The organism is Chryseobacterium urinae, assembly GCF_030518295.1.
Taxonomy (GTDB): domain Bacteria; phylum Bacteroidota; class Bacteroidia; order Flavobacteriales; family Weeksellaceae; genus Chryseobacterium; species Chryseobacterium mucoviscidosis.
Window position 1 is genome coordinate 125,015 of sequence record NZ_JAULSJ010000007.1, and the last position, 23,934, is coordinate 148,948.

Consider the following 23,934-nt stretch of genomic DNA (forward strand, 5'->3'; position numbering starts at 1 on the left):
TTATCATATCAATAATTATTCAGTGAATATCAATTTTTTTTACAAGAAAAAGTCTGACCAAAAACTGGTCAGACTCTGTATTATTTTATTACAAAATTTGCTCTCTTAGAAGGCGTTAATTCCTGTAATATCAAGACCTGTAATCAATAAATGAACGTCGTGCGTTCCTTCATAAGTAATCACAGATTCTAGGTTTGCGGCGTGGCGCATCATAGGGAATTCACCCATAATTCCCATACCTCCAAGAATCTGACGGGATTCTCTTGCAATATCAATCGCCATTTTCACGTTGTTTCTTTTTGCCATGGAAATCTGGGCAGGAGTTGCTTTATGATCATTCTTAAGATTTCCTAACTGAAGACAAAGTAACTGAGCTTTAGTGATTTCCGTTAAGAATTCAGCTAATTTCTTCTGTTGCAACTGATAAGATCCGATAGGTTTTCCAAACTGCTTTCTTTCTTTAGAATACTGAACAGCAGTGCAGTAGCAATCAATAGCTGCTCCGATTACCCCCCATGAAATACCATATCTCGCTGAATTTAAACAAGATAAAGGTCCTTTTAGTCCTGTTACTCCCGGAAGAAGATTTTCTTTCGGAACTTTTACATCATTAAAGACCAATTCTCCTGTTTTTGAAGCTCTTAAGCTCCATTTATTGTGAGTTTCGGGCGTTGTAAAACCTTCCATTCCTCTTTCAACAATCAGTCCCTGAACTTTTCCTTCTTCGTTTTTCGCCCAGACTACGGCAATATCGCAAAGAGGAGAGTTGGTGATCCACATTTTAGCCCCATTCAGAAGATAATGATCTCCCATGTCTTTAAAATGCGTTTCCATGGAACCCGGATCGGAACCGTGGTTTGGCTCTGTTAAACCGAAAGAACCGATCATTTCTCCGGCAGCTAATTTGGGTAAATATTTTCTTTTCTGTTCTTCCGAACCGAATTCATTAATAGGGAACATTACCAGAGAACTCTGCACAGAAGCAGCAGAACGTACCGCAGAATCACCTCTTTCAAGCTCCTGCATAATCAGACCGTAAGAAATCTGATCCAGTCCGGAACCGCCGTATTCAACCGGAATATAAGGTCCTAAAGCTCCAATCTGTCCCAGTTCTTTCATCAGATTCGGGATGTCGGTGTGGTTTTGGGCTGCATGATCAATCTGTGGCATTACAAAACTTTCCACCCAGTCTCTTACAGACTGTCGGATAAGTTTATGTTCTTCAGTAAGTAAAGCATCGATCCCGTAATAATCGGGAATGCTCGTAAGGGAATAATATGACATTATATTTTAATTTTCCTAAAAATAAGACTTTTCACTATTTCAGAGAAATTTTTTTTAAATGACTTTTATCTGCTGATTTTTAGATATTTAAACTTAAGTTTAAATACAAAACATCAAAAATTAATTTTCCGCTTCGTTTGAAATAGGGTACTGGTTTGTCGGATTGTAGATTCTGGTTTTAAACTTGTACAAATACGGAGCTTTATTGGCAGAACCGTCGTACAGTTTTTCGAGGCGGTCTAAAATATTAAGACTTAAAATTTTACGCTGAAAATTGTTCCTTCTGAATTTTTCGCCTAAAATTGTTTCATACAGACATTGCAGATCTTTCATGGTGAATTTTTCAGGAAGAAGATTACTCGCCGCTACTTCGGTATTGATGTTCATTCTGAGATATTCCAGTCCGGTTTCGATAATTCTGTCGTGGTCAAATGCCATTTTGGGCAGTTTGTCTACCTCAAACCATTCGCAGCTTTCATTAAAAGCATCCGGAAAGGTATTTGCCATCGAAAAATCAATCAGACTGCAGTATCCTACCGTAATGAAACGCTGGAAGATCCAGTGATCTTTAGGCACTTCAACGCCTTTGTTTTTAAGCAAAATCTGGTGAACATTATTTTCCGTCCTGTCGATTCTTCCAAAAGTATGAAACTGTTTCAGGAAAATATTCTGAAGATGTGTTCTTTCGTATAAAACACGTTCCGCCGCTTCGCGAAGATCTTCATCATTAAAGACGAAACCGCCGGGAAGAGACCACAAATCGAGGTCATGGTATTTTAAGAGTAAAACCTTCAGGATATTGTTATGAAAACCAAATATCGTGCAGTCTACAGATACGTGTGCTACAAAATCTTTTGTATCAATAAGTTCCTGAAGTGTTTCCTTGCTTTTTTCGTTCTTGATTTTCATGGGAGTAAAAATAAAATTATTTTCTAAATTTTTTTATCTGCAAATCTAAAATAAATTAAACTAATTGTAAACAACAGAATAACAGCAGATAAAATATACACAGAATAGTAATTCAGAAGCTGATTTCCGAATAAAACCGACATGATGATCGAACTTACAGAGCTTCCCAATGATGAAAAAATAACAATCAGCGAGGTGAAAACATTGGCTTTCGACTTATCGATTTTGGCAATCATCTTAGAATTGATGACCGGATAAAGCGGAGATAAAAACAATCCGATAACAGGGAAGAGAAACAGCAGGATCTTAGAATCGTCCATTCCTGAAAATTGTATTCCGATAATGATTAAAAGCACTATAACAATGGATGATAAGCACAGAATATAATATTTCGGCAAAGAAAATCTCTGGATAACATTAGCCGTAACTGTTCTTCCAATATAAGAAAACAGAGCTAAAAACGAAGATGCCTGAAGCGCAAAGAAAGAATTGACCTTTAAATGGTTTTTATAAAAAGAAGGCAGCCATGAATTAAAGCTTTGCTCTACAAAAACAATAGAAAAAACAACTGCTAAAAATGTGATTAATAATGGATTGGCAATTCCTGCAACTTCCTTAAAAATATTTTCATTCTCCATGTTTTCAGGTTCTGAAACTGGTAGTTTTGAAAATAAAAAGATCGTTATTGCCGATAATACAGAAATGGATAAAAATCCGAATTTCCAGAATTCTGAAAACTGACTGGAAATGACCCACCCAAACCCGATATTAACCACGAAGATTCCGATCATGAAGGAGGCTTCTACACTATTCATGGTTTTGGCTAAAGATTTTTCATCCGAAATATTGTTTCTGATGATTCCGAAAACGCAGATTTTTCCGATCGCGAAACACGCTCCGATGATGGCAAACCATACTTTATAAAACCAGAATACTTCTACGAAAGGTAAAATAAGAGAGCATATCCCAACAATTGTTAAAGCTAAAATTAAGGATTTTTTTGTTCCGGTTTTGCTGATAAAATTAACAGCAAAAAGTGAAATAAAAGCAATGGGAAGATCTTTAAAAGACTCTAAAAAACCAAGCTTATCATAGGTGATTTGGGCTTCCGAAAGTTGAAGAATTACAATGCCCATGCAGTTTAGCACCATGGAGAAAATTAGAAATGTAAGCTTGAGCGGAAGTGAAATTTTGGAGTGCTTGGTCGTCATTTTGGGGATTGATTTTATCTGTTTTTTGGAAATATTTATAGATTTTGAAGAAAAATTTATGCCTTCAAATGCCCAAAAATACAGGAAATATTAAAATAGTTATTAATAAAATGTTAAATAATTAAAAAAAAATATATTTTTATTGTCTCAATTTGAGAATTAAAAAACTAACTGTATATGAATGTAAGAATATCTAGAAGTTTAGGCATGGTTGCGGTGCTGTATTTCACTGCTAATTTCACTGCCCAAAACACAAAGACCGACACCCTTCCAAAAGAACAGAAAATTGAGGAAGTAGTCATGATTGGTTACGGTACTCAGAAAAAGAGTAATGTGACGGGAGCCATCTCGAGTATCAAAGCAAGTGACATCGAAGCGATCCCTGCCGGAAAACCGGAGCAGGTTCTTCAGGGTAGAGCCGCAGGTGTTAACGTAATTTCCAACTCCGGTCAACCGGGATCCAGTGCAACAATTCGTGTACGAGGAATTACCAGTTTTGGAGCAAGTAATGATCCGTTGTGGGTTGTAGATGGAATTGTGGTAGATGGAATTGGTTGGCTAAACCAATCTGATATTGAAAATATCGAAGTTCTGAAAGATGGAGCTTCATCTGCAATCTATGGAGTTTCTGCTGCAAGAGGAGTTATTTTAGTAACTACAAAAAAAGGTAAAAAAGGAAGATTGAATCTTAGCTATAACGGGTTTTATGGTTTCGGTCATGCATCAAGAAAGCTGGATCTGTTAAACGCAACTCAGTATGCAACAATTCTTAATGAAGCGTATGTAAATGCAGGACAGACTCCGAAATTTGCAAATCCACAATCTCTTGGTGAGGGAACAAACTGGCAGGATGTTATATTCAATACAGGTGAAAGATCCAACCATGAAGTAAGTATTAGTGGAGGAAACGAAAAATCTACCTTTTATGGTTCATTCGGATATTATGATCAGACCGGTATCGTAATGAGTGATATTTCTTATTATAAAAGATTAACCGCTAGATTAAACTCCACTCATAAAGTTACAGACTGGCTTACTTTAGGACAGACGTTTGCTTATACCCATACAAAATCTCAGGGAATCAACTCAAATGGAGAATTTGGAGGTCCTTTGAGTTCTGCAGTAAACTTGGATCCAACGACTCCAATTTTAAATCCTGATTTGTCAGCAGTTCCTGCTGCAGCGAGACCTTTTGTGGTAAGAAATCAAGATGGTATTCCTTACGGCATTTCAAGTCTTGTTCAGAATGAGATGTCAAATCCTTTAGCTTTTAAATATACCCAGTTGGGAAATCATGGATGGTCGGATGATTTCATTGCCAATATCTTTGCGGAAGTAAAGATCACAAAAGATTTAACCTTTAAATCTTCTATCAACGGTAAAAAAGCTTATTGGGGAAGCTGGAATTTTACACCTCTTTATTATTTGAATGCAAATTACAGTAATCTGGGTGTAAACAGTCTCAGCAGAACAACTCAGGAAAAGTTTGAATGGAGTTTAGAAAACACGCTTAACTATCAGAAAAGATTTGGTAAGCATAATTTGAATTTATTGGCAGGTAACGGATACTATGAATATAATATAGGATTGGGGCAAAGTGTTACTCACAGTAAATTACCCATTTCGAATTGGGAAGATGCTTCATTCAACTTCGATGTGGGAAGAGCCAATCAAACTGTAAGTGCATGGGATTACATCAATACACATAAAGTATCTTACTTCGGAAGAGTTGTTTATGATTATGATAATAAATATTTATTAACAGGAACCGTGAGAAGAGATGGTTCATCTAAATTCGGAGCCAATCAGCACTGGGGAACGTTCCCTGCATTCTCATTAGGATGGAATGTGAATAACGAAAACTTCTGGCCGGAAAATAAAATTATTAATACATTGAAACTGCGTGGAGGATACGGTATTTTAGGAAATGACGGAATAGATGATTTCCAGTTTGCCAGCTTCTATGTTTCTGGTGCAAACTATACAGGATATGACAGTACCGGAAATGAAATAATATTGCCCGGATACTATCCAAACACGTTAGCAAACCCTGATCTTAAATGGGAGACAACATCACAGATGAACTTCGCTGCGGATATTAAGTTTTTAAATAATTTTAATTTAACTGTAGATTACTACAAGAAAAAGACTTCAGATATCTTAAGAAAAATATTTATTCCCGGATACGTAGGAGTAACGAACGCTCCTACTGCTAATATTGGAGATATGGAAAATGAAGGGGTAGAAGTGGAGCTTGGATATAAAAAAAACTGGTCAGATTGGGGAGTTTCTGTAAATGGGAATTTTGCTTATCTTAAAAATACGGTTACAAGACTTGAACGCGGAAGAGATTATATCGATGGTCCAGGATTCCAGTCTATGGGACCAGTTTCCAGACTTCAGGTCGGAGAGTCATACGGATCTTTTTACGGATATAATACTTTGGGAATTTTCCAGAATCAGGCACAAATTAATTCTTACGTAAATGCAAACGGACAAATGATTCTTCCAAATGCAAAACCCGGAGATTTTATTTGGGCAGATACCAACGGAGACGGCGTTATTACAGATGCAGATAAAGTAAATCTTGGTAATTCTGTTCCTAAATTTACTTTCGGGATGACCGTAAACCTTAACTACAAAAACTGGGATTTAATGGTTTTTGCTCAGGGACAGGCTGGAAACAAAATTTTTCAGGGACTTAGAAGATTGGATTTATTAAATGCAAATTATCAGACCGCTATTTTAGACAGATGGACGGGAGAAGGCACTTCCAATACTACACCTAGAGTTACTGTTAATGATACTAACCATAATTACACCTGGATGTCAAATTATTATTTGCAGAAAGGAGATTATGTAAGAATTAAGCTTGTACAATTAGGATATACATTGCCACAATCTGCTACGCAAAATTTCGGCGTTAATAAACTTAGACTTTATGTAACCGGAGAAAACTTGTTTACATTTACGAAGTATACAGGATATGATCCTGAAATTGCAGCAGGAGATAGTTTCGGAATAGACAGAGCCTATTATCCACAAGCCAGAACTTTTATCTTTGGAGCTAATATTACATTCTAAAAATTTTAAAAATGAAAAACAAAATATACAAAATATCCGTAGCAGTATCATTACTTTTAGGAACAGGCTTGGTAAATGTGGCTTGTAACAATTCTAATCTTGAAGATGTAGAATACAAAGGTGCTTTCGATACAAACAACTTTTTCAGAAATGAGCAGGAGTGTTTCTTTGCCCTTATAGGCACTTACGATGTCCTGAGAAAATATGCGGGCGGATTTGAAAATATGGTCACTTTTTTCAATGCAGGTTCCGATGATTTCTACGCTGGAGGTGGAAGCTCTACAGATGGTGCCGGAATTCAGGGGTTCTCAAACTTCCAGATCAATCCGAATATCATGCCTGCAAGTTACTGGAGAGATTATTATCAGGGAATTTCCAGAGCTAATGTTCTTATTGAAAAAATTCCTCAGGCTAATATGAGTGATGCGGTAAAAAGCAGATTTACGGCAGAAGCAAAAGCATTAAGAGCATTATATTATTTTGATCTTGTAAGAACATTTAAAAATGTTCCCTTAATTTTAAAAGAAATTAAAGCTTCAGATGATTACTATAATATTCCACAGGCTGCTCCATCCGAAGTATACACACAGATAGAATCAGATTTGTTAGCTGCTATTCCTAATTTACCTGCTACAGTAAGCGGAACCGAAAGAGGCAGACTTACTCAGGGAGCCGCAAAAGCATTGCTAGGGAAAGTTTATTTATATGAAAATAAGAAAACAGAAGCTGCTGCACAATTTGCTGATGTAAACGGAACTCCGGGAGGGTCAAATACCTATGGTTATAAACTTGTCTCTAATTTTGCTGACCTTTGGGTTACAGATAATAAATTTACCACAGAATCTATTCTTGAAGTAATGCACACCAATCAAGGAAGCTCAGACTGGGGCTTTTGGGGACAGGGCAGAGATGAAGGAAACTCTATCTGCGTGATGACTGCTCCGCGAGGCTACAGCAGATTATCTCCTACAGCTCCTGATGTTGTTGCAGGTTGGGCTTTTAATACCGTAACAGAAAATCTTTTCACTTTTATGCAGGGAGACCCAAGAATGGACGCTTCTATTTTAAATGTAAAATTGTTGAAACAACAAGGGAAAGCAAATTACTCTCCTGCATACATGGATTCCGGATATTTCTTAAATAAGTATATGCCTACACAGGATGAAAAAACAACATTGCCTGGACCGGCAGAACTGAACTATCGTCAGAATTATATTCTTATCAGATTGGCAGATACCTATCTTATGGAAGCGGAAGCATTAAATGGTACAGGAGCAAGAGCACAACTATTGCTTGATGCAGTAAGAGTAAGAGCGGGTTTATCCTCAATTCCGGTTACTTTACAGGCAGTGAAAGATGAGAGAAGAAGAGAACTTATAGGCGAAGGACACAGATTCTTTGATCTGGTAAGATGGGGAGAAGCATCTTCCAAATTGGCATTTAAAGGATTTACAGCAGGTAAAAACGAAATTCTGCCAATTCCTTTTACTGAGTTAACGGGAACTGTTCTTAAACAAAATCCTGGATATTAAAAGACCTAGTGTCGACAAAGTTGAATTCCGTAGAACTCAATAATCTTCACACAATTAAATTGATATGAAATTACAATATTCATATAGTTTCGTACTTAGAAGTGCTGCACTTTGCGGTGTAGCGCTTCTTTCTTTTTTAAACTGCAGCAGTACCTCTTCGGATTTATCCAATAATACAGATAATTCCGGAAACAACGGAAACGGAAGCGGAAACAATTCCGGAGATCCGGTACAGGTGTGGTTAACGAAAGGAGATCAGACGGTGAAACTACAACAGCAGGGAACCTCTTATTTTTCAGGAACTTCAGCAGCAGGAACCACCATTGAAGTAGATGGCTCACAAATGTTTCAGACGATAGATGGATTCGGATATACGCTTACAGGAGGAAGCGTACAGGTAATCAATCAGCTGAGTGCGACAAAAAAACAGGAATTGTTAAATGATCTGTTCAGCGCTTCAGGGATTGGGGTAAGTTATTTAAGAATCAGCATTGGGGCTTCGGATCTCAACAGCGAAGTTTTTTCGTATGACGATATGCCAACAGGACAGACTGATCCTACATTGGCTCAATTCGGCCTAACCAAAGATCAGGCTTTGATCCAGATGCTAAAAGATATTCTGATGATTAATCCGAATATTAAAATTTTAGCAACACCATGGTCGCCACCCGTTTGGATGAAAGACAACGGAAATACGATGGGAGGAAGTCTGAAACCAGAATATTATGGGGTTTATGCTCAGTATTTCGTAAAATACATTCAGGCAATGCAGGCTCAGGGAATCAGAATTGATGCTATTACCCCTCAAAACGAACCTTTACATCCGGGAAACAACCCAAGTATGTATATGTCGGCAGGAGATCAGGCAACTTTTATCAAAAATAATTTAGGTCCCGCTTTTCAGACGGCAAATATTAATACAAAGATCATAGCTTATGATCACAATTGCGACAATCCGGCGTATCCTTTAGCTGTTTTAAATGATACAGCGGCAAATCCTTATGTAGACGGATCCGCGTTCCATTTGTATGCAGGAGATATTTCGGCTTTGGGAACAGTACATAATCTATTCCCGAATAAAAACGTCTATTTTACTGAACAGTGGACAAGTTCTACCGGTGCTTTTTCAGGAGATCTGGACTGGCACATGAAAAATGTTATCATCGGATCCATGAGAAACTGGAGCAGAAACGCTTTAGAGTGGAATGTAGCCAATGATGCTTCATTCGGACCACACACTCCGGGTGGATGTACCCAATGTAAAGGGGCAATTACGGTAAACGGAAGCGCAGGTTATGACAAAAATGTAGCATACTATATTATCGCTCACGCTTCAAAATTTGTTCCGGCAAACTCTCAGAGAATTGCTTCAACGCAGGCAGACAATCTTTCAACGGTGGCTTTTAAAACTCCGGCAGGAAAGACGGTATTAATTGTTCAGAACAGCAACTCTACAGATAAAGCATTCAACATAAAATATAATCAGAAGACAGCTTCGGTAAGTATGCCGGGAATTTCTACAGCGACTTATATTTTTTAAGATAAATATATCTGTTAAAATTTGTAATGATTGAAAACTTTTTGTTCTTTGTTAAATAAATTCATCCTGAACTTCAGGTTAAGAAAAATAGTACAAAAGGACAGATAATTAAAATTAGATTAAAATGAAGAGAGTTTATTTCTTATTGGCAGTTACAGCATTTGGAATCAATACATTCGCACAAAAGACAATTGATCAGAAAGTTTCAGAACTTTTGTCGAAAATGACGTTAGAAGAAAAAGTAGGACAGCTCGTTCAGTATTCAGGATTTGAATACGCAACAGGTCCGCAAAATTCCAATTCTGCAAGTGTTCTAAATGAAATAAAACAGGGAAAAGTAGGCTCAATGCTTAATGTGGCAGGAGCAGAAGAAACCAGAAAATTTCAGGAATTAGCTTTAAAATCGAGATTGAGAATTCCTTTATTATTCGGACAGGATGTCATTCACGGATACCGAACAACCTTTCCTGTAAATTTAGGTCAGGCAGCGAGCTGGGATTTAAAACTAATTGAAAAATCCGAAAGAATTGCCGCAACAGAAGCTTCGGCTTATGGAATTCACTGGACGTTTGCACCGATGGTCGACATTGCAAGAGATCCGAGATGGGGAAGAGTAATGGAAGGTTCTGGGGAAGATACCTATTTGGGAACCCAGATCGGTCTTGCCAGAATCCGTGGTTTTCAGGGAAAAGGTCTTGGAAATCTTGATGCGATTATGGCTTGTGCAAAGCATTTTGCAGCGTATGGAGCAGCAGTGGGCGGAAGAGACTACAATTCTGTTGATATGAGTTTAAGACAATTGAACGAAACCTATCTTCCTCCTTTTAAAGCAGCGGCTGAAGCCGGAGTGGCAACATTCATGAACTCTTTTAATGACATCAACGGAATTCCGGCAACGGCTAATAAATATATTTTAAGAGATTTATTAAAAGGGAAATGGAACTATAAAGGTTTTGTGGTTTCAGACTGGGGAAGTATTGGCGAAATGGTTCCTCACGGTTACGTAAAAGACAATAAAGAAGCGGCGGAAAGAGCCATAAATGCAGGAAGCGACATGGATATGGAAAGCCGTGCTTACATGGCAGAACTTCCCAATTTAGTTAAAGAAGGAAAAGTAGATCCGAAGCTGATTGATGATGCGGCGAAAAGAATTTTGGTTAAAAAATTCGAGATGGGATTGTTTGACGATCCTTACCGGTTCAGCAGTGAAAAAAGACAGCAGGAACAGACCAACAATCAGGAAAACAGAAAATTCGGAAGAGAATTTGGCTCAAAAAGCATCGTTTTGCTTAAAAATGAGAAAAATATTTTACCTCTTTCAAGATCTGTAAAAACGGTTGCTTTAATTGGTCCTTTCGGAAAAGAAACTTCTGCCAACCACGGATTTTGGTCGGTGGCTTTTAAAGATGATAACCAAAGAATTGTAACTCAGTTTGACGGAATTAAAAATCAATTGGATAAAAATTCCACTTTACTCTATGCAAAAGGCGCAAATGTAGATGATCAGGATAGATCCATGTTTGCTGAAGCGGTGGAAACAGCGAAAAAAGCAGATGTTGTGATCATGACTTTAGGAGAAGGTCATGCGATGAGCGGTGAAGCAAAAAGCAGAAGCAACATCCATTTTTCAGGTGTTCAGGAAGATCTTTTGAAAGAAATTGCTAAAACAGGAAAACCGATTGTTTTGATGATCAACGCGGGAAGACCTCTTGTCTTTGATTGGGCAGCAGACAATATTCCGGCAATCATGTATACTTGGTGGCTGGGAACGGAAGCCGGAAACTCCATTGCAGATGTTCTTTTCGGAGCGGTAAATCCGGGCGGAAAACTTCCGATGACTTTTCCTAGAACAGAAGGTCAGATTCCTGTTTATTACAATCATTACAACACCGGAAGACCGGCAAAAAACAATACCGACAGAAACTATGTTTCAGCATACATTGATCTGGATAATGATCCGAAATTTCCGTTTGGTTACGGTTTAAGTTATACGCAGTTTAAATATTCTGATATGAATTTAAGTTCAAATAATCTTAAAGGAAATCAGACATTAAACATCAGCGTAAATGTTACCAACAGTGGAAATTATGATGGGGAAGAAGTGGTGCAGTTGTACATCAGAGATTTGTTCGGAAAAGTGCTAAGACCGGTAAAGGAACTTAAAGGTTTCCAGAAAGTTTTCATTAAAAAAGGTGAGACGAAAACCATCAGTTTCAGTTTAACTCCTGAAAATCTTAAATTTTACGACGATCAGCTTAATTACGACTGGGAAGGCGGAGAATTCGATATTATGATCGGAACCGATTCTAAAAATGTTCAGACAAAAAGAATTAATTGGTTAAAATAAATATTACTTTTTTACTTACTAAGAGCGGGATAAAACCCGCTTTTGGCGGTAGAAGAATGAACGTTTTTTATAAAAATATTAATTAAACAAAACATTTGTCATTCTGAAAGAATCTACATAATATTTTAGAGATACTTCCAGCATGACAGACTTTGAAAATAATTAAATTAATTTTTAAACATATTGTTGTCAATCAGAACATAAACAGAAAGTCTACGAACGTAGTTCAGAAGCGGAGTGAAGAATCTACCAAACAGTATTTGAGATTCTTCCTTCGTCAGAATGACAACTTTGAAAATAAACTGAGTGTAATGAGCGTTAAATTTGTCATTCTGAAAGAATCTAAATAATTTTTGCAGAGATGCTTCCAGCATGACAGACTTTGAAAATAATTAAATTAACTTTTAAACATATTGTTGTCATTCAGAACATAGACAGAAAGTCTACGAATGCAGTTCAGAAGCGGAGTGAAGAATCTACCAAACAGTATTTAAGATTCTTCCTTCGTCAGAATGACAACTTTGGAAATGATCTTAATAAAATTTTTAACGCAAAGATGTATTCAATGTAACGTTGATTTTAAGGGAAGCAAAGAATATCAACAAGTTGATTTGATGAAGCTAACGTTTATCATAATGCTTCATCAGCGACTGGTCGCAATCTTTTCTCATTAGCATTTTGTTTAATTAAATAAATCTTTGCGTTAAAATATAAACCTAAAACATTAAACTTTGAAAATAAAACTTCAACATATTTTTCATTTCATCATCGGAGGAACCCTCGTTTTTTCAACAATACATTGTGCTTCAAATAAGCCTGATTCCAACAGGAAATTAATCTGGAGCGATGAATTTAATTATAAAGGGTTGCCCGACACTACGAAATGGAATTATGATGTCGGCGGCGACGGTTACGGCAATAATGAAGCTCAGTTTTATACCAAAAACCGTCTTGAAAATGCAAGAGTTGAAAACGGAAATCTTATCATTGAAGCCAGAAAAGAAAACTGGGAAAAGAATAAATATACTTCTGCAAGATTACTGACAAGGGGTAAATTTTCCTTTCAGTACGGAACTGTTGAAGTTCGTGCCAAACTCCCAAAAGGTCGCGGAACATGGCCTGCCATCTGGATGATGAGCGAAAACATGAAAAAATGGCCCGATGACGGAGAACTGGATATCATGGAGCACGTCGGATTTAATCAGGGATACATTCATGCTTCGGTGCATACAAAGAAGTATAACCACATCATCGGAACACAAAAAACGGATACTTTGATTGTAAAAGATGCAAGTGAAAAGTTTCATGTTTACAAAGCGGACTGGACGCCGGAAAAAATTGATGTTTATATTGATGATCAGAAATTTTTCACGTATGAAAACAAAGAGAAAACGTATGAAGCATGGCCTTTTGATCAGCCATATTTCATCATACTGAATCTTGCAGTCGGTGGCTTATGGGGTGGAAAAGAAGGCATTGATGATGTCATTTTTCCTCAGAAATATGAGATCGATTATGTAAGGGTTTACGAAAATAAATAGAATCATTTAAAATTTCCCTTCTTTGGAAGGATGGATAAATTTTCAAAGAAAATTTAGACGGGGTGGTTTAATATAAAAAAATAAGAAAAGATAATAATGAAGAGATTAATTGTAAGTTGCTTGGTTGTCGGTTTGGCTTTCAATGCAAATGCACAAAATTACTGGAAGAAAAATACAGGAAAAACGGCAAAAGTTTTCCTTACCAATTCCAAAACCAACGAAAAGATGGTGGATAAAGGCACGGTAAAATTTGAGAAATTTGGCCAGCCCAAAGAAACGGATGCCTGTATTTTTGTAGATCCGGATTTTAAATATCAGAAATTAATAGGAATTGGAGGTGCTATTACAGATGCTTCCGCAGAAACTTTTTATAAACTTCCGAAAGATAAGCAGAAAGAAATTATTGAAGCCTATTACGGGAAAAACGGTTTGGGATACACGGTTGTCCGTACCAATATGAACTCCTGTGATTTTTCGAGTGATTCCTATACCTACGTTCAGGAAAATGACAATACTTTGAAATCATTTAATGTTGCACATGATGAAAAGTATAAAATTCCGATGATCAAAGAAGCACAAAAATTAATTGGAAAAGATTTTACCTTCTATTTCTCACCTTGGAGTCCGCCCGCATGGATGAAATCAAATAAAAATATGCTAAAAGGAGGAAGGCTGGAAAACGCTTTTTACCAGACATGGGCAGATTATTACGTAAAGTTCATTAAAGAATATGAAAAAAGAGGAATCAATGTTTGGGGACTTACCGTTCAGAACGAGCCGATGGCAACGCAAAGCTGGGAATCGTGTATTTATTCGGCGGAAGAAGAAGGGGAGTTTCTTAAAAATAATTTAGGTCCGACTCTTTGGAAAAATGGTTTCAAGGATAAAAAAGTAATGATCTGGGATCATAACCGTGATTTGATTTACCAGAGAGCAACCACCACACTCAGCGACCCTGAAACTTCTAAATATGCTTCAGGAATCGGCTATCACTGGTACGAAACATGGAACAACAAAACCCAGCTTTTCGATAATCTGACGGAAACCCAAAGAGCATTTCCGGATAAGTTTTTAGCTTTTACGGAAGGCTGCAAAGAGCAGTTTGATATGTCTAAAATTTATGAAGTGAGTTTAGGCGAATTATACGGAAGAAATATGATCAACGATTTCAATAAAGGAACGGCTTTATGGACAGACTGGAATGTTCTTCTGGATGAAACAGGCGGACCAAACCATGTTGGAAATTTCTGTTTTGCGCCGATCATTGTAGATACTAAAACCGGTGAAGTTCATTATACCTATGAATATTATTATGTAGGGCATGTTTCGAAATTCATTAAACCAAAAGCGGTCAGAATCGGAACTTCGTCAAACAGAGCTGCATTAACTTCAACCACTTTTATGAATGAAAACGGACAGTTGGTAACCGTAATCATGAATGATACGGATAACGACATCGATACGAATCTTTGGATCGAAGGTATGGCTGCAAAATTATCGACTCCTGCACACTCTATACAGACTGTAATTTTATAGACTTCATATTAACATTTTTATTACGTTTCGGCGGAGCCAAAGGCTCCGCCGAAATTGTTTTATTCAAAAATATGTATTAATTGGCAGCAATTATAATCTACAAATTCTTTACATTGAAACATAAAAAAGCCGAATTCAATAATCCGGCTTAATTTATATAAGAATAATGATTTAAATTATTCCGTATCATATTTACTGATTACTCTCTGAGTAACCCCCGAACTGCTGAAACCTCCATCATGGAAAAGATTCTGCATCGTTACTTTTTTCGTAAGATCAGAGAATAATGTTACACAGTAGTCTGCACATTCAAGAGCCGTAGCATTTCCTAGTGGAGACATATCTTCTGCATATCCAAGGAAACCTCCGAAACCTTTCACGCCGCTTCCCGCCGTCGTCATTGTAGGAGACTGAGAAACCGTGTTTACACGTACTTTTCTTTCACCCCAGTAATTTCCGAATGTTCTTGCGATACTTTCAAGATAGGCTTTGTTATCAGACATATCATTATAATCCGGGAATGTTCTCTGTGCTGCAATATAGGTAAGTGCCAAAATACTTCCCCATTCGTTCATGCAGTCTTTTTCCCAAGCCACTCTCATTACTTTGTGGAAAGAAACCGCAGAGATATCCCAGCCTTTTTCTAACCAGTCGTAGTTCATTTCTGTATAATGTTTTCCTTTTCTCACGTTGATGGACATTCCGATAGAGTGAAGGATGAAATCGATTTTACCGAATTTGGCAACAGCAGCATCAAAAAGCTTTTCAAGATCCTCGATAGAAGTAGCATCTGCACCAATTACTTCAGATCCTGTTTTCTCTGCTAAACCGTTAAGTTCTCCCATTCTCAAAGCAATAGGAGCATTAGACAAAATAAATTCAGCACCTTCTTCATGACATCTTTCTGCAACTTTCCATGCGATCGATTGTTCATTAAGGGCTCCAAAAATAATTCCCTTTTTGCCTTTAAGTAAACCGTATGACATAATTTTTTAATGTTTATTATTATACAAATGTAACAATATTTGTGTTTAGTACATAATAAAAAACGGAGCCTTCTGTAAAAAGACTCCGTTTTTCTTGAAAATATTTATATGACTGAAATTTTAATTCGTTTTCTTATTCCATTCTGCTTTTACATCTTCTGCTGCATCCTTCGTCTTTTCCCATGCATCATTGGCTTTATCTTTAACATCATCCCATGCATCAGCAAAATTATTTTTTACTCTGTCTAGCCAGTCTTCATGCTTTGCTTCCTCATCATTATTTCTTTTTTCATTAATATAATCTTTGGCTCTGTCTGCCAACTCCTCTACCTTCCATTTTGCATTATCTGCCGCATCCTTTAAAGAGTTTTTTGTGTTATCTACTGCGTTTTCTGCTTTGTTGTATTCTGAATTGTTCATAATGTGATATTTTGTTTGTGTGATTATGATTAAACAAGAACCATTCCTAAAATTTTTTCTGATTGTTAAAATTTTCATAAACTTTTATTTCGGGGGGAGGAAACGGTTTTAGAATTATTCTATAATATTTACAGTATGTATTACAACAGATTTATATCTAATGAAATCATCATTTTAAAGAGTAAAATGAAACTTTGAAAAACTTCTCTCATATTATCTATTATGTTCCCATAAATTTTTATTTTTAATAATTCAATGATTTGAGATCCTTTGTTTTTTTTGTTATTAAGTTCATAAATAATTAATATTTATATTTTCTATTTTATTACAATTATTGTATTTTAACACGTTATATACCCCTGAAACCATCAATGTTTATCTCTGATTTTCTTCAATAAGCAGTGATAAATTGTGCTTTATTCATTTTTTCGTGATATTTTTTATTGATAGGTAAATTTTTAAAAAAAGGATAAAATTATAAAAACACTGTTTTACTGTAATTTAAAGCCGATTTTGTATAGAATAAATTCTATGTTTTTGATCATTAAACAGTGATTAATAGGTGTATTTATTGCAAATTATTCACTTGTTGGTGTTAAATTGTAGAATTATTAAAAAAAATGAGGTTTTATTAAAAATTATTATATTTGCATTATCAAACTGATAGCTACTTAATAAACTAGAAATGCAAAAACAGACGAAACTTCAAATATTTATTACAGCTTTACTTTTTTCAGGCTTTACTTTTACATCAGCTCAGGTTGGGATAGGTACCTCATCGCCTAATCCTTCTGCTATGCTTGAAATTAATTCCGCTAATAAAGGAGTACTTTTTCCAAGTGTCTCTTTGGATTCCGAAACCGATAACATTACCATTCCTTCACCTGCCGAAGGATTAATAGTCTGGAACAACGGACAGGCAGGATTGGTAGAAACTGGATTCTTTTACTGGAACAATGCAAAATGGAATATGCTTTCCGTAGAAGGAAGTCAGGTAACCCCAGTTGTTCCCGGAGGAGGCGGAGCTACTTCAGGCTGGAATGATTCCGCAACGAACAGTGGAACCAATGCAGGAGCAAATACTGCTCTCGCTTTAGGAACCAATACCTACGATGACCTTATTTTTAAAGTGAATTCTGTAAAAATGGGAAGACTGGGTGTAGACAATTCCGTAAGTTTAGGACCCATGGCAAACGCCGGACAGAACGGTATTTCAATCGGAACTTCAAGTTCTGCTTTTCAGGGAGTTTCTATCGGAAATGAAGCCTCTGTAGGCGCAAATGACGGTTTGGCAGTAGGAAACAAAGCAACAGCAGCGGCATTCAAATCAAATGCAATCGGCTATAATGCCAAAACCAATAAAAATGAATCCACAGCAATCGGGAATAATTCTTTAGCGGACGGATTTCAGTCTACCGCAATCGGATATAACTCAAAAACAACAGCCAACGAATCTTCCGCATTGGGAAACAATTCATTCGCGGCAGGATTTCAATCAGTAGCATTAGGTTACAATGCGAAAACAAATTCCAACAGTGAAACTGCGGTTGGATTCAATACAGTTACAAACGGACAGAATTCCACCGCAATAGGTTCCGGCGCTTCTGCAACAGGACAAAATTCCACCGCAATCGGTTACAACACGACGACAAGCCAGTATAATGCTATATCGATCGGAAATAGCAGCGCAAACGTAGGAATAGGAACAAGTACACCGAATACGACAGCAAGATTAGACGTTAACGGGCAATATAAGCTTGGAAGCAAAGGAACCGTTAACAAAAACCAGATCAGTTTTGAGGTTTGGCCGGGTGTTTCCGTTAATAATCTTCCTTCAGGAAAATCCACAACAATGGATATTGCGATTCCGGCAGCTATGGTTCCGACTTCAACAAGAGCGACGATTGTAGTCACTCCGGCTTCGGATTTTGCAGGTAATGCAACTTTCTCAATTTCGAATCCGAGAATGACTTCTACTTCAAATATTACCATCAATCTTACGAATATTTCAGGAAATGCAGAAAGTTTATACTCTGCGCATTTCTATGTAACGATTAATGAATTTTAATAGAGTTGATAAAATAGTATAATGCGTCACTTCAGGACAGATTAATCAATCTTCGGGAAGTTTAATTTAATGGTTATAAAGAAAGGATCTCGCTTATGAGATCCTTTTGATTTTATTAATGTTGAAAGTATGATTATTTGATGATTCTTTCCAATACCCACTCAATAAGGTTTTTCTCAGAAGCATGATGATCCGCGGAGAATTCTCCACGTCTTCTGTTGGCAATCACGTTATTTACAGTAATTGCTTTGTGACCTAAAAGTTTGGATAAAGCATAGATTGCGGAAGTTTCCATTTCGAAATTGGTTACGCCAAGATCATTCAGTGTTTCTAAAAACTGATCGTCCACTGCTTTTAAACGCAATTGTCTTCCCTGTGGAGCATAAAAGCCCGGGAAAGTAGCGGTGTTTCCGTGATATTTTGCATCCTTGTACAATGCTCCCAATTCTTCCGCCCAGTCTGCAAAATAAAGCATCGGTTTAATTTTCGGATAAGGGAATTTTTCCATGAAATTTTTTGAAAATTCATTTTCAAACGCATAATCCTGATAAAAATGCATTAAGCCGTCCAAGCCCACAACATTTTGTGTAACCAGCATATTATCCACCTGAACATCAGGATTCACACTTCCGCAGGTTCCCATTCTGAATAACTGTAAGGCAGAATGTTCCGTTTTAAACTCTTTATTTTTAAGATCGATATTTACCAGCGCATCAAGCTCGTTCATCACAATATCAATATTCTCAGTCCCGATTCCGGTAGACATTACAGTGATTCTTTCGCCTCTTAACGTTCCTGTATGCGTGTAAAATTCTCTTTTATTTTTCTTTACTTCTACTTTATCAAAATATTTTGAAACCTTCGCAACACGATCCGGATCGCCAACAAGAATAATTTTTTTGGCAATATCTTCAGGTAAAAGGTTCAGGTGATAAACACTTCCGTCTTCGTTCAGAACAAGTTCTGAAGCAGCAAGTTTATTCAGCATAAATTCGTTTTTATAGTTTAATACATTGAAATTGTGATTGGTTTCCGCCAATCTTTAAAAATCCTCTCCCAAGATCCTCATCATTATTTTTAGAATGTCAATATTGGAAATTGACTGCTCGGTAATGAATTTGATTTCGGGGTTTAAAATTAATAAAAAATACCCGAATAGAGATGTAAACATTATTTAATTCAGATTTAAAATTGTGGTAACGTCCGAATTGTGCGCTATTAATAGATTTGCGCAAAAAATTTCATGAGATTTTATCCCTTTGCTGCGGTACTTTTTCTGCTTGTCTTTTCTGCAATGTCTTTCAATCCGGCTGATAAAGGAGTGAAAAGTGAAGATACATTCATCAACAAAGGTTTATCGGATTTCAAAAATAAGCTTGAAAATTTAAAATCGGATGCCAAAAGTTTTTCGGAAGATAAAATTTCCCTTGAAGAACTTCAGCAGTCATTAAAAAATACCAGAAATTCTTTCAAGGAAATCGAGTTTTACGTCGCGTATCATTATCCTGAATTTACAAAAACCCACCTCAACGCAGCACCGCTTTTTCATATTGAAGCAGCGGGAACTTCCGCGTACACTCTTCCTCCGGAAGGATTACAGGTTTTGGACGAAATGATATTTTCGGATGAAGCAATCGAAAAAAAGAATGAGATTAAAACAATTACAGATTTTTTATACAACAGCTACGCGAGTTTTTATTTAAGTACCGTAAAAAACGGCTTAAGCAAAGGAAATAATAAAACATTACCTTTAAGAATCGAGCTGATCAGGATTTACAGTTTAGGCGTTACAGGTTTCGATACTCCGGGTTCGCTGAATGTTTCCGATGAAACCGTTCATGCTTTTTCAGGGATGAAAAAATATCTTCATGATGATCTTTACTTTAAAAATTATAATATTCAGAAAGCCGATGCCATTTTAACAGACGGAATTAATTATCTCACAAAAAATACAGATTTTGAAACGTTCGATAGGATTGAGTTTTATAAAAAATACATTCAGCCTTTATACGAAGAATTCGGAAGCTGGGACGGAAGAAGCGATGATCTGAAAGAATTTTCGGGTTGGAATGTCGGAAACAAGAACTTTTTCAGCAGTGATTTTCTGGATCCCTATTTTTATACATTATTAAAAAAAGACGAAGATAACGGAGATTTAAGAAAACTAGGAAAAGAAATTTTTTATGACCAGAATGTGAGTAACAACGGAAAAATGAGTTGTGCAACCTGCCATTTGCCGAAAAATGCGTTCGCCGATTTAAAAGCAAAGTCTCAGAGTAACGTAGAGGGAAAAACTGTGCTGAGAAATTCTCCGTCTTTGTATAACGCAGTTTTTGCCAAAAGATTTTTCTATGATTTGAGGGCTTTTTACCTTGAACAACAGGCAGAACACGTCATTTATAATAAAGATGAATTCAATACAAGCTATGAAAGCATCATTAAGAAATTAAAAACAAAACCGGAATACAGAAAAGCCTTTAAAGCTGCTTTTAAGAATGGTGAAATCAATAAAGAAAACTTTTCCAAAGCTTTGAGTTCCTACGTAGCTTCATTGTATTCTTATGAAAGTGATTTTGATCGGTTCATGAGAAACGAAAAAGAAATTTCATCGGATGCGAAGAAAGGATTTAATCTCTTTATGGGAAAAGCAAACTGCGCGACCTGCCATTTTGCACCGAACTTTTCAGGTTTGGTTCCGCCGTTCTTTAATGAAAACGAATCTGAAGTTTTAGGAATTACAGCAAAACCAATCAGCCAGAAACCTTTGGAATTAGATGCAGATCAGGGAAGAATCAACAGTCCAGTGAAAAAGGAAAATTCATGGATCTATGAAAATTCTTTCAAAACAGTAACGGTAAGAAATGCAGCTTTAACGAAACCCTATTTTCACAACGGTACTTTCAATACTCTGGAAGAAGTTATGGATTTTTACAACGAAGGGGGAGGAGAAGGTCTTGGTTTAAAGGTGAAAAATCAGACGCTGGCTTCGGATAAGCTGAATTTAAGTCAAACAGAAATCAAGCAAATCATCGCATTCCTGAATTCTTTAACGGATGTAAGCAAAAAATAATACCTTATCAGGCATTTGCTTCATGATATAACCGAATATTTAATTATTTTTAGCAAAATTATGGTTTAGATTAATGTATTATGAAAAACCAGATAGCTTTAATTAAAAAATATGAATGACAAGGATGCTGTTATAAGCGCACTGGAGAGTGCCCTCAATATCAAATTTGAAAAATGGGAAAAAGAAGCGAAAAAAGAAGGGAAATCTTATTATGATCGATGGAGGAAATTATATCTTTCAAACATACACTTTGAAAATTTCTCTGCTCTCGAACCTGTTTTTGAAACACTTCGCTACCTGACATTGATAGACTGTTCGATTGGCAGTCTACAGGATTTACACCGAATGAAGCTGTGGTGTCTCACACTGAAGAACTGTTCGGTTTCCAATGAAAAAATGTTTGATCCGGATCATCAAAAAGTAGAGCCTTCTTATCTTTATTTTCAAAATTTGAATCTGGAAAACATGGATATTCCGCATCCCGGCTTTTTTCTGCCCATTTCCAATCATCTGGAATATGTCACATTTGCCGATTGTACCGTTGGCAATATATGCGAACTAAATCTTTTCCCTGCGTTATATAGTCTGGATATCGATAATACCAATTTCATTGAGTCTGCAGATGACATTCAATACCAGCGAAAACCTGACGGGCATTTTACTTTTTTAAGTTTTGATAACATGAAATTGAAGGACTTCAATTCCTTTATTTCAATTTCAAAAGGCTTAAGTCATTTAAGTTTGTACGATTGTGAAGTAGAGAGTTTAAAAAGTATCTGTCAATTCCCTGATTTGGAAAAGCTATGCATAAGTCCTGATCTAAAAATTAATGATCTCAGCATTCCCGATAATGACTTAATACAATTTGAGTTAGAAGAATGCAGCATTTCACCGGCAATACGATCTTATGGCTGGGATAAAGATTTGATAATACCTGATTTTGATACAGAACTTCTGGCTTCAATTGCACCATACATCAAAAGTTTGAGCATAAATTCCCATAATCTGATTAATACCTCTCATTTAAAGGATTTTACAAAACTAAATGAGTTGAATTTTGATAAATGTGCCATCAATCTGGAGAATTATTCATCAATTGCCCACCAAATTCAAGCAATTGATATTGATACCACCAAAATAGAAAATCAGGAAGCTTTCAAGTATTTTACCCACCTGCAAGAAATAAGATTTACAACCAATTATAATGAAAGTGAAAATTACATAGATCTAGAAAAACTTCTACCACTAAAAGACCACATAAAAAAGATTTATATACCAGATAATGAAGCAGTATTGAACGAAAGCCAGTTAAAGCATTTTACTGCACTGGAAAAACTTTATACTGAGGCAGATTCTCTTGAACTCGCACAGGATATCTTATCTATTGAATCACTCAAAGATCTTTCTCTCTATATTGCTGAACAGACTCCGGAAATCACGGAAGCCGTAGCCTTAAATTTGCAACAGTTAAAAAATATCGAGGAATTAAGTGTCAGCGTGCGTGATAACGTAAGTTTTAAAGGAATTGGTGATTTAAGGTCTTTAAAAACACTTACAATAGACACTGATTTTGATGTTGAAAATTTAATAGCCCTGCCTTCTCTTCAAAAGCTATCCATAGAGGGAAGAGTTATCAATAGATTACCCAGATTAGAGCAGATTAAGGTGCTCGATTTGCAAATTGAAGAAGATAGCGAAATAGCGTTACTTAAAAAATTTCCAAACGTTGAAAAGCTTCAGGTGCGTATTCCGGAAGAACAAAAAATAGATATCTGCGGATTAGAAAAATTAAGAGTGCTAGTCTTCGACTGCAATGATTTAAACAGTATAGCCGCTTTTGAAGATCTTCCTGCTCTTGAAGAGTTGGATCTCAGCAATTGTGGACTTACCACTATATTTAACTTGGATAAGCTTACCAATTTAAAAATGCTAAATCTTGAGGAAAATGCCATTGAAAGTATCGAAGGGTTAGAAAATCTAAAAAATCTGGAACGCCTGAACCTTTATGACAACAAAATTTCTGATATCAGTCTCGTGAATAGACTCCCTAAGCTTTATCAGGTTAATGTTGCACGTAACGAATTAAATGAAAAAGATGTCGAAAAACAGCTTGATAAACCGGAGATCGCAACGTGGTATGGAAGACCTTATACTCCTTTTCGTATAAAAATTGACTAAAAAATGAAACCAATTATCACATCCCTATATTCTTCAACGGATGTAAGTGAAAAAATAATTGATCATTCAAGGTTGTATTTAAATTCTTCTTACTGCAAAAAGAAATATCTTACAAGCAGAAAGAAAAATACCAAATAGCAATTATTTTCACGATATTAAGTTTTAGATAGTCTACAGCTATATGTTGTAGACTATTTCTTTTCGGATATATTTTAATGTTTTTTTTAA

General features: G+C 36.3%; 17 protein-coding genes. 10 read left to right on the forward strand and 7 right to left on the reverse strand.

From position 1 onward, the window contains the following. Positions 1 to 105: 105 nt before the first annotated feature. The 3 genes from QWT87_RS06260 to QWT87_RS06270 all read right to left on the reverse strand — a co-directional run bounded on the left by QWT87_RS06260 (position 106) and on the right by QWT87_RS06270 (position 3,404). Positions 106 to 1,284: an acyl-CoA dehydrogenase family protein gene (locus QWT87_RS06260; protein ID WP_087709898.1), complete on the reverse strand. Its 1,179-nt coding sequence runs from the start codon at positions 1,282 to 1,284 to the stop codon at positions 106 to 108. A 120-nt stretch (positions 1,285 to 1,404) separates the two neighbouring features. After that, on the reverse strand, positions 1,405 to 2,193 hold the full coding sequence (locus tag QWT87_RS06265; RefSeq protein ID WP_076390384.1) for an NUDIX hydrolase: 789 nt from the start codon (positions 2,191 to 2,193) through the stop codon (positions 1,405 to 1,407). 23 nt (positions 2,194 to 2,216) lie between these two features. After that, on the reverse strand, positions 2,217 to 3,404 hold the full coding sequence (locus tag QWT87_RS06270; protein ID WP_302714858.1) for an MFS transporter: 1,188 nt from the start codon (positions 3,402 to 3,404) through the stop codon (positions 2,217 to 2,219). A gap of 177 nt (positions 3,405 to 3,581) precedes the next feature. Between QWT87_RS06270 and QWT87_RS06275 the strand changes: the two genes are divergently transcribed. From QWT87_RS06275 to bglX, 4 genes are all read left to right on the forward strand, one after another. Beyond that, complete coding sequence (locus QWT87_RS06275) at positions 3,582 to 6,488, forward strand: SusC/RagA family TonB-linked outer membrane protein (protein ID WP_116099546.1); 2,907 nt, start codon at positions 3,582 to 3,584, stop codon at positions 6,486 to 6,488. 11 nt (positions 6,489 to 6,499) lie between these two features. Beyond that, positions 6,500 to 8,020 carry a RagB/SusD family nutrient uptake outer membrane protein gene (locus QWT87_RS06280; protein WP_302714861.1) on the forward strand — a complete coding sequence of 507 codons (1,521 nt, stop codon included), beginning with the start codon at positions 6,500 to 6,502 and terminating at the stop codon, positions 8,018 to 8,020. Between the two features lie 64 nt (positions 8,021 to 8,084). Next, positions 8,085 to 9,560, forward strand: coding sequence for a glycoside hydrolase family 30 protein (locus QWT87_RS06285; protein WP_302714863.1), 1,476 nt, complete (start codon positions 8,085 to 8,087; stop codon positions 9,558 to 9,560). A 124-nt stretch (positions 9,561 to 9,684) separates the two neighbouring features. Beyond that, positions 9,685 to 11,907, forward strand: coding sequence for a beta-glucosidase BglX (bglX, locus tag QWT87_RS06290; protein WP_302714865.1), 2,223 nt, complete (start codon positions 9,685 to 9,687; stop codon positions 11,905 to 11,907). Positions 11,908 to 12,074: 167 nt separating this feature from the next. On the opposite strand, the gene QWT87_RS06295 is transcribed toward bglX, so the two are convergent. After that, positions 12,075 to 12,281 carry a hypothetical protein gene (locus QWT87_RS06295; RefSeq protein WP_302714867.1) on the reverse strand — a complete coding sequence of 69 codons (207 nt, stop codon included), beginning with the start codon at positions 12,279 to 12,281 and terminating at the stop codon, positions 12,075 to 12,077. A gap of 8 nt (positions 12,282 to 12,289) precedes the next feature. Between QWT87_RS06295 and QWT87_RS06300 the strand changes: the two genes are divergently transcribed. The 3 genes from QWT87_RS06300 to QWT87_RS06310 all read left to right on the forward strand — a co-directional run bounded on the left by QWT87_RS06300 (position 12,290) and on the right by QWT87_RS06310 (position 14,984). Beyond that, positions 12,290 to 12,478, forward strand: coding sequence for a hypothetical protein (locus tag QWT87_RS06300; protein ID WP_302714869.1), 189 nt, complete (start codon positions 12,290 to 12,292; stop codon positions 12,476 to 12,478). A 160-nt stretch (positions 12,479 to 12,638) separates the two neighbouring features. Further along, entirely contained in the window at positions 12,639 to 13,448 is an 810-nt protein-coding gene (locus QWT87_RS06305) for a glycoside hydrolase family 16 protein (protein ID WP_302714872.1), read from the forward strand. A 96-nt stretch (positions 13,449 to 13,544) separates the two neighbouring features. Then, positions 13,545 to 14,984, forward strand: a complete 1,440-nt coding sequence (locus QWT87_RS06310) for a glycoside hydrolase family 30 protein (RefSeq protein ID WP_302714874.1) — start codon at positions 13,545 to 13,547, stop codon at positions 14,982 to 14,984. A 176-nt stretch (positions 14,985 to 15,160) separates the two neighbouring features. On the opposite strand, the gene QWT87_RS06315 is transcribed toward QWT87_RS06310, so the two are convergent. Both QWT87_RS06315 and QWT87_RS06320 read right to left on the reverse strand, forming a co-directional pair. Further along, a complete protein-coding gene (locus QWT87_RS06315) occupies positions 15,161 to 15,970 on the reverse strand; it encodes an enoyl-ACP reductase FabI (RefSeq protein ID WP_047375319.1) in 810 nt (269 codons plus the stop codon). A gap of 120 nt (positions 15,971 to 16,090) precedes the next feature. Continuing rightward, entirely contained in the window at positions 16,091 to 16,390 is a 300-nt protein-coding gene (locus QWT87_RS06320; RefSeq protein ID WP_087709915.1) for a hypothetical protein, read from the reverse strand. A gap of 685 nt (positions 16,391 to 17,075) precedes the next feature. On the opposite strand from QWT87_RS06320, the gene QWT87_RS06325 reads away from it, so the two are divergent. Beyond that, positions 17,076 to 18,458 (forward strand): hypothetical protein, encoded by a 1,383-nt coding sequence (locus tag QWT87_RS06325; protein ID WP_302714880.1) that lies wholly within the window; start codon positions 17,076 to 17,078, stop codon positions 18,456 to 18,458. A 133-nt stretch (positions 18,459 to 18,591) separates the two neighbouring features. Here QWT87_RS06325 and QWT87_RS06330 read toward each other — a convergent pair whose 3' ends face one another. After that, positions 18,592 to 19,446, reverse strand: a complete 855-nt coding sequence (locus tag QWT87_RS06330; RefSeq protein WP_302714882.1) for a nucleoside phosphorylase — start codon at positions 19,444 to 19,446, stop codon at positions 18,592 to 18,594. Positions 19,447 to 19,701: 255 nt separating this feature from the next. Between QWT87_RS06330 and QWT87_RS06335 the strand changes: the two genes are divergently transcribed. Next, positions 19,702 to 21,528 (forward strand): cytochrome-c peroxidase, encoded by a 1,827-nt coding sequence (locus QWT87_RS06335; RefSeq protein WP_302714884.1) that lies wholly within the window; start codon positions 19,702 to 19,704, stop codon positions 21,526 to 21,528. A 111-nt stretch (positions 21,529 to 21,639) separates the two neighbouring features. After that, positions 21,640 to 23,706: a leucine-rich repeat domain-containing protein gene (locus QWT87_RS06340; RefSeq protein WP_302714886.1), complete on the forward strand. Its 2,067-nt coding sequence runs from the start codon at positions 21,640 to 21,642 to the stop codon at positions 23,704 to 23,706. Positions 23,707 to 23,934: the final 228 nt, after the last annotated feature.

What these genes read in the sequence shown, in the direction of transcription:
- QWT87_RS06260 (WP_087709898.1), bottom strand. Translation starts at nt 1,284, where the DNA reads ATGTCATATTATTCCCTTACGAGCATTCCCGATTATTACGGGATCGAT.
- QWT87_RS06265 (WP_076390384.1), bottom strand. Translation starts at nt 2,193, where the DNA reads ATGAAAATCAAGAACGAAAAAAGCAAGGAAACACTTCAGGAACTTATT.
- QWT87_RS06270 (WP_302714858.1), bottom strand. Translation starts at nt 3,404, where the DNA reads ATGACGACCAAGCACTCCAAAATTTCACTTCCGCTCAAGCTTACATTT.
- QWT87_RS06275 (WP_116099546.1), top strand. Translation starts at nt 3,582, where the DNA reads ATGAATGTAAGAATATCTAGAAGTTTAGGCATGGTTGCGGTGCTGTAT.
- QWT87_RS06280 (WP_302714861.1), top strand. Translation starts at nt 6,500, where the DNA reads ATGAAAAACAAAATATACAAAATATCCGTAGCAGTATCATTACTTTTA.
- QWT87_RS06285 (WP_302714863.1), top strand. Translation starts at nt 8,085, where the DNA reads ATGAAATTACAATATTCATATAGTTTCGTACTTAGAAGTGCTGCACTT.
- bglX (WP_302714865.1), top strand. Translation starts at nt 9,685, where the DNA reads ATGAAGAGAGTTTATTTCTTATTGGCAGTTACAGCATTTGGAATCAAT.
- QWT87_RS06295 (WP_302714867.1), bottom strand. Translation starts at nt 12,281, where the DNA reads ATGCTGGAAGCATCTCTGCAAAAATTATTTAGATTCTTTCAGAATGAC.
- QWT87_RS06310 (WP_302714874.1), top strand. Translation starts at nt 13,545, where the DNA reads ATGAAGAGATTAATTGTAAGTTGCTTGGTTGTCGGTTTGGCTTTCAAT.
- QWT87_RS06315 (WP_047375319.1), bottom strand. Translation starts at nt 15,970, where the DNA reads ATGTCATACGGTTTACTTAAAGGCAAAAAGGGAATTATTTTTGGAGCC.
- QWT87_RS06320 (WP_087709915.1), bottom strand. Translation starts at nt 16,390, where the DNA reads ATGAACAATTCAGAATACAACAAAGCAGAAAACGCAGTAGATAACACA.
- QWT87_RS06325 (WP_302714880.1), top strand. Translation starts at nt 17,076, where the DNA reads ATGCAAAAACAGACGAAACTTCAAATATTTATTACAGCTTTACTTTTT.
- QWT87_RS06330 (WP_302714882.1), bottom strand. Translation starts at nt 19,446, where the DNA reads ATGCTGAATAAACTTGCTGCTTCAGAACTTGTTCTGAACGAAGACGGA.
- QWT87_RS06335 (WP_302714884.1), top strand. Translation starts at nt 19,702, where the DNA reads ATGAGATTTTATCCCTTTGCTGCGGTACTTTTTCTGCTTGTCTTTTCT.
- QWT87_RS06340 (WP_302714886.1), top strand. Translation starts at nt 21,640, where the DNA reads ATGAATGACAAGGATGCTGTTATAAGCGCACTGGAGAGTGCCCTCAAT.